General features: G+C 59.0%; 9 protein-coding genes. 8 read left to right on the top strand and 1 reads right to left on the bottom strand.

The window, feature by feature from the left end; genetic code table 11:
• Positions 1-1,072: 1,072 nt before the first annotated feature.
• Positions 1,073-3,262: an O-linked N-acetylglucosamine transferase, SPINDLY family protein gene (locus AC5SSZ_RS14320; protein ID WP_495438455.1), complete on the bottom strand. Its 2,190-nt coding sequence runs from the start codon at positions 3,260-3,262 to the stop codon at positions 1,073-1,075.
• Between the two features lie 264 nt (positions 3,263-3,526).
• Here AC5SSZ_RS14320 and secE point away from each other — a divergent pair, with 264 nt between their 5' ends.
• From secE to rpoB, 8 genes are all read left to right on the top strand, one after another.
• On the top strand, positions 3,527-3,724 hold the full coding sequence (gene secE / locus AC5SSZ_RS14315; protein WP_065271493.1) for a preprotein translocase subunit SecE: 198 nt from the start codon (positions 3,527-3,529) through the stop codon (positions 3,722-3,724).
• A gap of 234 nt (positions 3,725-3,958) precedes the next feature.
• Positions 3,959-4,492, top strand: a complete 534-nt coding sequence (gene nusG / locus AC5SSZ_RS14310) for a transcription termination/antitermination protein NusG (protein ID WP_065271492.1) — start codon at positions 3,959-3,961, stop codon at positions 4,490-4,492.
• A 133-nt stretch (positions 4,493-4,625) separates the two neighbouring features.
• Positions 4,626-5,051, top strand: coding sequence for a 50S ribosomal protein L11 (gene rplK, locus AC5SSZ_RS14305; protein ID WP_065271491.1), 426 nt, complete (start codon positions 4,626-4,628; stop codon positions 5,049-5,051).
• A gap of 1 nt (position 5,052) precedes the next feature.
• Entirely contained in the window at positions 5,053-5,751 is a 699-nt protein-coding gene (gene rplA, locus AC5SSZ_RS14300) for a 50S ribosomal protein L1 (RefSeq protein ID WP_065271490.1), read from the top strand.
• Between the two features lie 83 nt (positions 5,752-5,834).
• Complete coding sequence (locus tag AC5SSZ_RS14295) at positions 5,835-6,803, top strand: glycosyltransferase family 2 protein (RefSeq protein WP_495438451.1); 969 nt, start codon at positions 5,835-5,837, stop codon at positions 6,801-6,803.
• A 301-nt stretch (positions 6,804-7,104) separates the two neighbouring features.
• The gene (gene rplJ / locus AC5SSZ_RS14290; protein ID WP_065271488.1) at positions 7,105-7,623 is read left to right on the top strand and encodes a 50S ribosomal protein L10; all 519 of its coding nucleotides are present in this window, start codon (positions 7,105-7,107) and stop codon (positions 7,621-7,623) included.
• An 81-nt stretch (positions 7,624-7,704) separates the two neighbouring features.
• A complete protein-coding gene (rplL, locus tag AC5SSZ_RS14285) occupies positions 7,705-8,079 on the top strand; it encodes a 50S ribosomal protein L7/L12 (RefSeq protein WP_065271487.1) in 375 nt (124 codons plus the stop codon).
• A 282-nt stretch (positions 8,080-8,361) separates the two neighbouring features.
• A complete protein-coding gene (gene rpoB / locus AC5SSZ_RS14280; protein WP_065271486.1) occupies positions 8,362-12,498 on the top strand; it encodes a DNA-directed RNA polymerase subunit beta in 4,137 nt (1,378 codons plus the stop codon).
• Positions 12,499-12,507: the final 9 nt, after the last annotated feature.

Genomic DNA, 12,507 nt, shown 5'->3' with positions numbered 1-12,507 from the left:
TGCGGCCAGGTCCTGCTTGCAAACCAGCGCCAAGCCATAGGAGGTGGAGAAAAGGGCGGCCAGACCTCCCAGCAGGAGCCAGGCCATGATGTGGCCTGCCAGGATCAGGCCGGGGACAACGAGCCTTGCAGTCTGCCCGAACCGGTGGCTAAGCTGTGCTGAGGTTTCGAAAGATCCGGAGACCGCGTCGGGTGCCACAGCGACGCAAGAATGCCGACCTAGAATGCGGCGCGGGTCAGTTGCAGGACCAACAGCGGACGCAACCAGATCTACCCAATCTCTGGCGCATGGCCAATTTGGGCCGGGGACCACAATGTCATCGTGCCGCCGCCCAGTTAAACCCAGGGCGCAATGCGGGGTATGAGGGCACCTGCTAACAGGGGGCGATGCCGCCAGAGATCTGGTAGATCAGTGCATTACCCACTGGCGTCTGCCACAACAAGCCGACCATTTCCGGGTCGGTCATTCCGGCATGTCACCCGTCAGGGCTACCCCACACAGGGAAAAGCAAGAAAGCGCGCCCATCAGGTCAAGGGAGGCCAGCAGGGCGGTTTGGCGCGTTCTTAAGAAGTGGTCAGGCGTTCGGCGGGCGCTCCGGATTGTTGGGGGAGTGATGGGATTTTCCATGGGAGGGATTGTCAGGCCTCATCCCATTTTGATCGTTTCGACCGTCGCGCCGTGGTCGTAGGACGGTAGTACAACGGCATGACAGGAGAACGGGAAGCGTGGATCAAGCGCGGTGTCTCCTGAGGCCGGTTCCTAAGTCGTTGGGAGTGTGGATGGCTGAGGCATGGTCTGCCTCAGCGGGGTGGGTGGCAGATGGTGTGTGCCCGTAGCAATGCCTGCCCGGACAGCTCGCCATGTGCGTATGCATAGTGCCCTTCTACTCAGCAGTAAGACCGCAACTTGCAGTGCTGAAAGCATGGACATGCGGACACATGAGAATTCGTTGCGGCTGCGCGCAACATCGCAGGTGCTGGGCCGAAGCGCAGCGTGGATCGGCAGCACTACAAAGGCCGCAGTGGATAACCTCTGCGGCCTATTGAAACTCTAGCAGGTTCCGGGTGTCTTATCAGGCCGCTGCACTGGCCCGCGCTTCGCTCGACAAGGTTTTGTGTTGCCGGTGGCTTGGGATGTCGACATGTGCCGGGGGCAGTCCCTGCAAGTGACGGTCAAAGATCATGTTGAAACCTTGCTCCAGATCACGGGCAAAGCTGTCCGTGTCAAAGAGAGGCGATTTCCGACGTTTGCTCATCAGCTTGCCGCGCAGCGCGACCAGGGCTTCCGTATCATTGGCCAGGGTCAGAGCTTTTTCTTCGTAGTCGGCTTCGTCCTTGGCGATGAGCTCCGGCAATCCGACTGCATTGACCAAGCTGGCTCCGACGCGGGCGGCGAATTGGCGTCCGGGCATAGTCAGCACCGGCAACCCAGCCCATAGCGCATCGCTCGCGGTGGTGTGGGCGTTGACGGCAAATGTGTCGAGGAACAGGTCTGCGGCGCGATGTCGGGCCAAGTGTTCGGCGTGCGGCATGCGGGGGGCAAAGATCAACCGGTCCGGATCGACCCCGCGTGCCTGTGCTTCGCGGCGCAGGTTTTGCTTCGAGGTTTCCCCACTGTCCAGCAGCCACAGGACGCTGCCCTCTGACTGATTTAGCAGCCGCATCCAGATCTCGAATTCCCGGGGTGTGATTTTGTAGCTGTTGTTGAAACAGCAGAAGACGGTGCCAGTGTCAGGAAGTCCGCACTCACGCCGGGTGTACTGTTTGCCGGAAATCTCGCGATCCTGATCGTTCACCTGATAGCTGTTCGGCATCCGGATCAGATGCTCTTCGAAGAAACGCTCGCTGCCGGGGGGGCAGGTAATTGCATCACCAATGAAGTAGTCAAATGCGGTGGTCCCCATGGTGCCGGGATAGCCAAGATAGGACACATGAAGCGGTGCGAGGCGGTTGCCGAACAGCTCGGTTCGGGTGTCTCCGGTGAAGCCTTTCAGGTCAACTGCAATATCCAGTCCATCTGACTGGACAATATCCAGGAGTTGGCTGTCCGGTAGGCCCGCGACATTGCGGAATTGCGCAACATTACGGGCCACGCGCTCCTGTTCACTGTCGGCAGGGGCGGCGCCATAGGAATAGACGCTGATATGGAACTGGGTGCTGTCATGACGTGAGAACAAGCCGCCCATGAGGTGCATGGTCGCGTGACTGTGAAAATCGGAGGAGAAATAGCCAATACGCAGCTTTTGGGGGCGTTGTGCAACTCGCGCCGGTGTCGCTGCAGGCCGACTACCAAACCGCTCGTTAGCATAGGCCTGGGTGCGCAGGCGCAACAAATCCGGGTTGTCCTCAAGGGTCATCATAATGAAGGGTGTGCAAGAGGTTCCCTGCAATCCTAGATGACGCCGATGTTCGTTGTATTCAGTGACCCAGTTCCAGTCGTTCAGTTGTGCCATCATATGCAGTTTCTGGACGCGGGCACGGTCGTTCCCGGGGTTTGTTTGCAACACGGCCTCGAAATTGCGGATGGCCTCATGCTGATTGCCGGCAGCCAATTCCATTTGACCCAGATTGAAGCGTGCTTCGGTCAAATCGGGGTTCAGCGTGGCGGCTTTTTCGAACAGGGTCTTGGCCTTGGCCAGATCCCCGAGGCGGCGCAGAGTGTTGGCGTGGTTGTAGATCAGGCTCGGATTATTTGGGGCCAATGAGGAAGCTCGCTCAAGCAGTTGCGCGGCTTCGCCTTGCTGCCCCTGGCCTGCCAGCAGATTGGCCAGATTGTTCAAGGCGACAATGTGATCGGAATCGAGCGACAGGGCTTTTTTATAGAGGGCAATCGCATCACTCGTACGGCCCATTCTGGCGCAGACGTCGCCCATTGCCGAATAGGTGCCCGGCGCACGCGGATTCAGCTCGCACGCCTTGTTGAGGCAGGTAGCGGCTTCATCCAGATTGCCGGAGTGGAGGTGGCATTGACCCAGTGTATCCCAAAGAAAGTGAGACTTGCGGTAAGTATTTAGGAGGGTCGCACAGACAGAGGCCGTTTGTGGGTAGTGACCTGCTGCGAAACTGGCCGACAGTTTTTCTTTTGCGTCGGTCGGGAGTTCCTGTTCATGCTGCATCCGCTGCTGCAGGGCTTCCAGAGCCTTGCGTGCCCGCGCATTTTTGGGAAACCGGTTCAGAATATCGGTGTAGACGAGCGCTGCGTCATCCAGCTTTGCGTCGCGTTCAAGGCGCTGAGCCTCGTTCATAGAAGTTGCGATGGTCATGGCATCCTGTCTCAATTGCACGCTATGGTCAGCCTCTGCACCTTCTGGTGGCTTACGGGGCGTTGGTCCCGACCATGAAGGAAGAGCATTAATATCGGATTGATCTTGTTCGCGACCGCAGCAGGTAAAAGAGACGCAGCCGATTTGGTCCGTTTTGATTCCTGCTTGCGGCGTTGACTGAAGGCGTTGCGTGCTTCCGGGCTTGAATTCAGCGCTCGCAACGGCTAAATCCCGGCGAACCTGCTAGCAGAGAGACCAAGCCACATGGCCACCACAAATCCCGTTCAGTTCATCCAGCAAGTTCGCGCTGAAGTTGGCAAAGTCGTATGGCCGACCCGCCGCGAAGTGCTGCTGACCACCGTGATGGTCTTTGTCATGGCGGCTTTGACGGCTGTGTTCTTTGCTCTGGTCGACCTGCTGATCCGCACCGGTCTGACCGGCATCCTGGGCATGTTCGGCTGACAGCCGCAGGGTGATTCCGGAGCAGGGGTTTCCTTGCATGGAAATACCTCCCTACCTCTTGATCTTGATCCCTTTGGACGGTAGGTGAGCCGGTAACTCTGGCATGGGCGTGCGGCGAATCGTGTTGCGCGCCGATTTTTGTTAGGGCACAGCCAAAGGGTCAGTCCCGAGGCTGATAGCGAATTTAAGTGAAGGCGGCGCAGCGCGCCCGGCAAAACAAGGACGATCAGGCTCATGGCGAAACGGTGGTATTCGGTCAGCGTTCTTTCGAACTTCGAAAAGAAAATCGCAGAGCAGATCCGCGCCTCGGTTGCCGAAAATGGTCTTGAGGACGAAATCGACGAAGTTCTGGTCCCCACAGAAGAGGTGATCGAGGTTCGTCGAGGCAAGAAAGTCTCGACCGAGCGCCGTTTCATGCCGGGCTATGTGCTGGTGCACATGGAAATGTCCGATCAGGGCTATCACCTGATCAACTCGATCAACCGCGTGACCGGTTTCCTTGGTCCGCAGGGTCGTCCGATGCCCATGCGCGACGCCGAGGTGAACGGTATCCTGAACCGCGTTCAGGAAGGCGAAGAAGCACCGCGTACCCTGATCTCCTTTGAGATCGGTGAGCGGGTCAAGGTCAACGACGGCCCGTTCGAGGATTTCGACGGCACTGTCGAAGGGGTCGACGACGAGCATCAGAAGCTCAAGGTCACCGTATCGATCTTTGGCCGGGAAACCCCGGTCGAACTGGATTTCACACAGGTCACCAAACAGGCCTGATGTGATTTTGGCGCGCCGTTTGTGCGGTGCGCGTACATCGTGGGAGGCGAGGGGGCCGCGGCACCCGGACCAGACCACACAACAGTAAGGCCCGAAGGACGCGTCCCGAGGGTGTTGGAAAAGGAGAAACCAGATGGCCAAGAAGCTTGCTGGTACAATGAAACTGCAGGTTCCTGCAGGTCAAGCGAACCCCTCCCCGCCGGTTGGTCCGGCTCTGGGTCAGCGCGGCATCAACATCATGGAATTCTGCAAGGCGTTCAACGCCAAGACCGCAGACATGGAGCCCGGCGCGCCGTGCCCGACCGTGATCACCTACTATCAGGACAAGTCCTTCACCATGGACATCAAGACGCCGCCCGCGTCTTACTACCTGAAGAAGGCTGCCAAGGTGAAATCCGGTGCCAAGACCCCGAGCCGTGAAACCGTTGGTACGGTGACCGCTGCTCAGGTGAAGGAAATCGCCGAAGCGAAAATGAAAGATCTGAGCGCCAACGATATTGAAGCGGCGATGCAGATCATCCTGGGCTCCGCCCGCTCCATGGGCATCGAGGTGAAGTAAGATGGCAAAGCTCGGTAAACGTACCCGCGCAGCGCGCGAAGCCTTCGCTGGCAAAGAGAACCTGACCATCGAAGAAGCTGTTGCCCTGGTGAAGGCCAACGCCACTTCGAAATTCGACGAAACCATCGAGATCGCCGTGAACCTGGGTGTCGACACCCGTCACGCCGACCAGATGGTTCGTGGTGTGATCGGTCTGCCCAACGGCACCGGCAAATCCATGCGCGTTGCTGTTTTTGCACGTGGCGCCAAGGCGGACGAAGCCAAGGAAGCCGGTGCGGACATCGTTGGCGCCGAAGACCTGATGGAAACCATCCAGGGCGGCACCATCGAATTTGATCGCTGCATCGCAACCCCGGACATGATGCCTGTCGTCGGCCGTCTGGGTAAGATCCTCGGCCCGCGCAACCTGATGCCGAACCCCAAGGTTGGCACCGTGACCATGGACGTGAAAGCGGCCGTGGAAGCAGCCAAAGGCGGTGAAGTTCAGTTCAAGGCGGAAAAAGGCGGCGTTGTGCACGCAGGCGTCGGCAAAGCCTCCTTCGACGAAGCCAAGCTGGCCGAAAACGTCCGCGCCTTTGTTTCGGCTGTTGCCAAGGCAAAGCCGTCGGGTGCCAAGGGCGCTTACATGAAGAAGATCGCGCTGTCTTCGACCATGGGCCCGGGCGTCACCGTCGACGTGGAAAAAGCTGTCAGCGAATAAGCTGGCATGATAAATGTCGAAGGGCGGTGCCGCTGGCACCGCCCTTTTTTTGTTTGGTGGGCCGTTTCTTAGGGGAGCAGCGGATGGCAGAGGGGAGCAATGCCTGGCATCTGATCGCAGTGGTCAATGAGCCGCTGGAGGAGACTTTGCGTTTTGCCAGCTGGTATCTTGACCTTGGCGCGCGCAGTCTGATCCTCCTGTTCGACAATCCCGATGATCCGGCCATCCCTGTACTTTCCCCACATCCAGCCATCACCTGCATTCCCTGCACAACCGGGTTCTGGCGCAGCATCGGCATTGCCGCGCGCGCCCGGTTTCCCAAGCGACAGATCCGGGCGCTGACCTGGGCCTATCGCCAGATCGCCTCTGGGTGGGTGCTGTCCGTCGATGCGGATGAGTTTCTATTTGCGAACGGCGGGGTTGGTGATATCCGCGCAGCGCTGGCCGGGCAGGGGTCAGAGACACAGGCGCTACGGATTGAAACCGCCGAAGTGGTTCCGGCGCTTGAGCGGTCTGAGAAAACCGTGTTCCGCACCCCGATGCCACGGGCGGTCCGGCGTGATGTCTATGGCGAGGATGTGCCGCTGTTTGGGCCGCGCCGGATGGGGCTTGTCGGCCACCCGCAGGGGAAATCCTTTATCCGGGCTGGGCTGCAGGGTATCTATCTGCGCCAGCATTGGGCGCATGACGCCGAGGGTCAGCGCTTGCCTGAAGTTGTATTGGGGGCCGCTAGCGGGCTTTACCTGCTGCATTACCTGGCCCCGGAGTATGAGGGGTGGCGCCGCAAGATGGCCTGGCGTCTGGCGTCCAGCGGCTTCACCAAATACGTCGGAGATTGCATCCGGGAAATTGAGGCAGCGGGGCACGCCGAGGCGGCGCGAGAGGCTGCGCTTTTGGCCCTTTACAACCGGTTGCACCGGGTCCGTCCCGAAGTGCTGGCGCGCATGCGGGCCCATGGTGTATGTTTAGAAGCAGAGGTGGATACGGCCGCGCCGCTGGCGCGAATGCTGGATCTCTCCGTGCTGACCCTGCCAGGGCGATCGGCGGCCTGAGTGCGAACTGCTCTGTGGGTCAAATTTCCGCTTGGAAATCACGTCTCAACGCTTTAACTACGGCCATGAGGTAAAGCGTGCGATTCGTCGTGCGCTTTATTTCATTTCGTCCAAGATGGTGGGTGGCCTCTCGATCGGGCCTTAATTTCCCTCCTGAGACGGGAAAGACCAATAGATCGAGGGTTTCTATACCCTCGGGCGACTTTGGCTAACCCCGTATTGCGGACTTGAACGCCGGGCCATCTGGTTCGGCACATCAAAGAGCCGGGGAGCGCAAGCCCCCCAAAACCTGGAGAGAACTGTGGATAGAGCCCAGAAAGAGAAATTGGTCGAGGAACTCGGCCAGATCTTCGAAAGCTCTGGCGTGGTGGTCGTAGCCCACTACACCGGTCTGACAGTTGCCGAGATGCAGGACCTTCGCGCACGTGCTCGTGACGCGGGTGGTGCCGTGCGTGTTGCCAAAAACAGGCTCGCCAAAATCGCCCTCGAGGGTAAGCCGTGTGAAAGCATGTCTGACCTGCTGACAGGGATGACCGTACTGACCTATTCCGAGGACCCCGTGGCAGCAGCCAAGGTGGCCGAGGACTTCGCCAAGGATAACAAGAAGTTTGAGATCCTCGGCGGCGCAATGGGTGAGAACGCTCTGGACCGTGCCGGTGTCGAAGCCGTGTCGAAAATGCCGTCCCGCGAGGAGCTTATTGCTACCATCGCAGGCATGCTTGGCGCACCCGCTTCCAACATCGCTGGCGCAGTTGGCGCACCTGCAAGCAACATCGCAAGCATCCTTTCGACCATCGAAGAGAAGGCGGAAGCTGCGTAAGCGGTTGGCACTGAATGACTGGCGTGGAGCAAATGTTCATACGCTGGAAACACATACTTACAAACGGAAAGAGCTGATAAAATGGCTGATCTGAAGAAACTGGCAGAAGAGATCGTTGGTCTGACCCTGCTTGAAGCACAAGAACTGAAAACCATCCTCAAAGACGAGTATGGCATCGAGCCCGCAGCTGGCGGCGCTGTGATGGTTGCAGCTGGTGGCGACGCCGGTGGCGCAGCTGAAGAAGAGAAAACCGAATTCGACGTCGTTCTGAAGAACGCCGGCGCTTCGAAAATCAACGTGATCAAAGAAGTTCGCGCGATCACCGGCCTGGGCCTGAAAGAAGCCAAGGAACTGGTTGAAGCCGGCGGCAAGATCAAAGAAGGCATCGACAAAGCCGAAGCCGAAGACATCAAAGGCAAGCTGGAAGCAGCTGGCGCCGAAGTCGAAGTGGCCTAAGCCACCTTTGGCGGGACATAAGGGCAGCGGTTTCCCTGCGAAATCTTGCTCTGCGCTCCCTTAGAATTTGGCTGGATCCGGGGAAACCCGGGTCCAGCCGAACCTGTCTCAGAAAGGGACCTTTTGATTGGGTCTCTTTCTTAGGCGCGGTTCACAGGATCGGGAGGCAGCCATTCGGGACGGCGGCCATGAATTGATCCGAACGCTCTATCTCGTATGGGCAAGATGCCGAAGCCCGGCGGCATCCTTGTCCGGTGAGAAATTCGAAAGGTGACATCTGACATGGCTCAAACGTTCCTTGGCCAGAAACGTCTTCGCAAATATTATGGCAAGATCCGCGAAGTGCTGGATATGCCGAACCTCATTGAGGTTCAAAAATCTTCCTACGATCTTTTCCTTCGCTCGGGTGACGCCGAAGCACCGCTGGACGGCGAAGGTATCAACGGTGTTTTTCAATCTGTCTTCCCGATCAAGGATTTCAATGAAAACTCCGTTCTCGAGTTCGTGAAATACGCGCTGGAAAAACCGAAATATGACGTCGAAGAGTGCATGCAACGCGACATGACCTACTCGGCGCCGCTGAAGGTCACCCTGCGTCTGATCGTGTTCGATGTCGACGAAGACACCGGCGCCCGCTCGGTCAAGGACATCAAAGAGCAAGACGTCTTCATGGGCGATATGCCCCTGATGACCCCGAACGGTACCTTTGTCGTCAACGGCACCGAGCGTGTGATCGTCAGCCAGATGCACCGTTCGCCGGGTGTGTTCTTTGACCACGACAAGGGCAAGACGCACTCGTCGGGTAAATTGCTGTTCGCCTGCCGCATCATCCCGTATCGCGGCTCCTGGCTCGATTTCGAATTCGACGCCAAAGACATCGTCTTTGCCCGGATCGACCGTCGCCGCAAGCTGCCTGTGACCACCCTGCTGTACGCTCTGGGGCTGGACCAGGAAGGCATCATGGATGCCTATTACGACACCGTCACCTTCAAGCTGGACAAAAGCCGCGGCTGGGTCACACCGTTCTTCCCCGAGCGCGTCCGTGGCACCCGTCCGACCTATGACCTGGTCGACGCTGCAACCGGCGAAATCATCTGCGAAGCGGGCAAGAAAGTCACACCGCGCGCCGTGAAGAAGATGATCGACGAGGGTTCGATCACCGAACTTCTGGTGCCCTTCGAGCAGATCGTCGGCAAATTTGTTGCCAAGGATCTGATCAACGAAGAAAACGGCGCCATCTATGTCGAAGCCGGTGACGAGCTGACGCTGGAATACGACAAGGACGGCGAGATCATCGGCGGTACCGTCAAGGAACTGCTGGACGCGGGCGTCACCGAGATTCCGGTTCTGGACATCGATAACGTCAACGTCGGCCCCTACATGCGCAACACCATGGCGATGGACAAGAACATGGGCCGCGACACCGCGCTCATGGATATCTATCGCGTGATGCGTCCGGGCGAGCCGCCCACCGTCGAAGCCGCTTCGGCTCTGTTCGACACCCTGTTCTTTGACTCCGAGCGTTACGATCTCTCCGCGGTTGGCCGTGTGAAGATGAACATGCGCCTGGCACTGGACGCCGAAGACACCCAGCGGACCCTGCGCAAGGAAGACATCGTCTCCTGCATCAAGGCTCTGGTGGAGCTGCGCGACGGTAAGGGCGACATCGACGACATCGACCACCTGGGTAACCGTCGTGTCCGTTCCGTTGGCGAACTGATGGAAAACCAGTACCGCGTCGGCCTGCTGCGCATGGAGCGCGCGATCAAGGAACGTATGTCCTCGGTCGAGATCGACACGGTGATGCCGCAGGATCTGATCAACGCGAAACCGGCGGCTGCGGCTGTCCGCGAATTCTTCGGCTCCTCGCAGCTGTCGCAGTTCATGGACCAGACCAACCCGCTGTCGGAAGTCACCCACAAACGCCGCCTCTCGGCGCTTGGCCCGGGCGGTCTGACCCGCGAACGTGCTGGCTTTGAGGTGCGCGACGTTCACCCGACCCACTATGGCCGGATGTGCCCGATCGAAACGCCGGAAGGCCCGAACATCGGTCTGATCAACTCGCTGGCGACCTTTGCCCGCGTGAACAAGTATGGCTTCATCGAAACACCTTACCGTGTCGTCAAGGACGCCAAGGTCACCGACGAAGTGCACTACATGTCCGCGACCGAGGAAATGCGTCACACCGTGGCGCAGGCAAACGCGACCCTGGATGATGAAGGCAAATTCCAGAACGATCTGGTTTCGACCCGTCAGTCCGGCGACTACACGCTGGCGCCGCGCGAAAACGTTGACCTGATCGACGTCAGCCCGAAACAGCTGGTCTCGGTTGCGGCCTCGCTGATCCCGTTCCTTGAAAACGACGACGCCAACCGCGCTCTGATGGGCTCGAACATGCAACGTCAGGCGGTTCCGCTGCTGCGCGCGGAAGCGCCGCTGGTCGGTACCGGTATCGAGGAAATCGTGGCCCGCGACTCGGGCGCTGCGATCATGGCGAAACGTGGCGGTATCATCGACCAGATCGATGCCCAGCGTATCGTGATCCGTGCCACCTCCGATCTGGAGCTGGGCGATGCGGGCGTTGACATCTACCGCATGCGCAAGTTCCAGCGTTCCAACCAGAACACCTGCATCAACCAGCGTCCGCTGGTGAAAGTGGGTCAGGAAGTGCGCAAGGGCGAAGTTATCGCCGATGGTCCGTCGACCGATATGGGCGAACTGGCCCTCGGTAAGAACGTCGTCGTCGCCTTCATGCCCTGGAACGGCTACAACTACGAAGACTCCATCCTGATCTCCGAGCGTATTGCGCGTGACGACGTCTTCACCTCGATCCACATCGAGGAATTCGAAGTCGCCGCCCGTGACACCAAGCTGGGTCCGGAAGAAATCACCCGCGACATCCCGAACGTCGGTGAAGAAGCGCTGCGCAACCTCGACGAGGCTGGCATCGTTTACATCGGTGCGGATGTTGAGCCGGGCGACATTCTGGTCGGTAAGATCACGCCGAAGGGCGAAAGCCCGATGACGCCGGAAGAAAAGCTTCTGCGCGCCATCTTCGGTGAGAAAGCCTCGGACGTCCGCGATACCTCGCTGCGTGTGAAGCCGGGTGACTACGGTACCGTGGTCGAAGTCCGCGTCTTCAACCGTCACGGTGTCGAAAAAGACGAACGTGCGCTGCAGATCGAGCGTGAGGAAGTCGAACGTCTGGCCCGTGACCGCGACGACGAGATGGCGATCTTGGATCGCAACATCTATGCCCGTCTAAAGGACATGCTGGTCGGCAAAACCGCTGTCAAAGGCCCGAAAGGCATCAAGGCAGGCTCGGAAATCACCGAGGATCTGTTGGCCTCCCTCAGCCGCGGTCAGTGGTGGATGCTCGCCCTTGAGGACGAGAAAGACGCCCAGATCGTCGAGGCCCTGAACGAGCAGTACGAAGTGCAAAAGCGCGCTCTGGATGCCCGTTTCGAAGACAAGGTCGAAAAAGTCCGCCGCGGCGACGACCTGCCGCCGGGTGTGATGAAGATGGTCAAGGTCTTCATCGCCGTGAAGCGCAAGCTGCAGCCGGGCGACAAGATGGCCGGCCGTCACGGCAACAAAGGTGTGATTTCGAAAGTGGTTCCGATGGAGGACATGCCGTTCCTCGCGGATGGTACCCCGGTCGATTTCTGTCTGAACCCGCTGGGTGTTCCGTCGCGTATGAACGTCGGTCAGATCCTTGAAACCCACATGGGTTGGGCCGCACGCGGTCTCGGCATCAAGGTGGACGAGGCGCTGCAGGAATACCGTCGTTCCGGCGATCTGACTCCGGTGCGCGATGCGATGCATCACGCATATGGTCAGGACGTCTATGACGAAGGCATTGCGGATATGTCCGAAGCCGACCTGATCGATGCGGCCAACAATGTTGCCCGTGGTGTACCGATCGCGACTCCGGTCTTCGACGGTGCCAAAGAGGATGACGTCAATGACGCGCTGGTCCGCGCGGGCTTTGACAAATCCGGTCAGTCGATCCTGTTCGACGGCCGCACCGGTGAGCAGTTTGCCCGCCCGGTCACCGTCGGCATCAAGTATCTGCTGAAACTGCACCACCTGGTCGACGACAAGATCCACGCGCGTTCGACCGGTCCGTACTCGCTCGTCACGCAGCAGCCGCTGGGTGGTAAGGCGCAGTTCGGTGGTCAGCGTTTCGGGGAGATGGAGGTCTGGGCTCTGGAAGCTTACGGCGCCGCCTACACCCTGCAGGAGATGCTCACCGTGAAGTCGGATGACGTCGCAGGCCGGACCAAGGTCTATGAAAGCATCGTCAAGGGCGAAGACAACTTCGAAGCGGGCGTACCGGAATCGTTCAACGTTCTGGTCAAAGAAGTCCGTGGCCTTGGCCTGAATATGGAACTCCTGGATGCGGAGGTTGAGGAGTAAGGGCGCTTG

The organism is Phaeobacter sp. CC-HEC084 (assembly GCF_059429255.1).
Note: the sequence above shows the minus strand (reverse complement) of the source record. Positions and strands in the feature narration are given on the sequence as shown.

Coding starts and splice junctions, on each gene's coding strand:
- rplK (WP_065271491.1), top strand. CDS start 4,626: ATGGCCAAGAAGCTTGCTGGTACAATGAAACTGCAGGTTCCTGCAGGT.
- secE (WP_065271493.1), top strand. CDS start 3,527: ATGGCCACCACAAATCCCGTTCAGTTCATCCAGCAAGTTCGCGCTGAA.
- rpoB (WP_065271486.1), top strand. CDS start 8,362: ATGGCTCAAACGTTCCTTGGCCAGAAACGTCTTCGCAAATATTATGGC.
- AC5SSZ_RS14295 (WP_495438451.1), top strand. CDS start 5,835: ATGGCAGAGGGGAGCAATGCCTGGCATCTGATCGCAGTGGTCAATGAG.
- rplL (WP_065271487.1), top strand. CDS start 7,705: ATGGCTGATCTGAAGAAACTGGCAGAAGAGATCGTTGGTCTGACCCTG.
- AC5SSZ_RS14320 (WP_495438455.1), bottom strand. CDS start 3,262: ATGACCATCGCAACTTCTATGAACGAGGCTCAGCGCCTTGAACGCGAC.
- rplA (WP_065271490.1), top strand. CDS start 5,053: ATGGCAAAGCTCGGTAAACGTACCCGCGCAGCGCGCGAAGCCTTCGCT.
- nusG (WP_065271492.1), top strand. CDS start 3,959: ATGGCGAAACGGTGGTATTCGGTCAGCGTTCTTTCGAACTTCGAAAAG.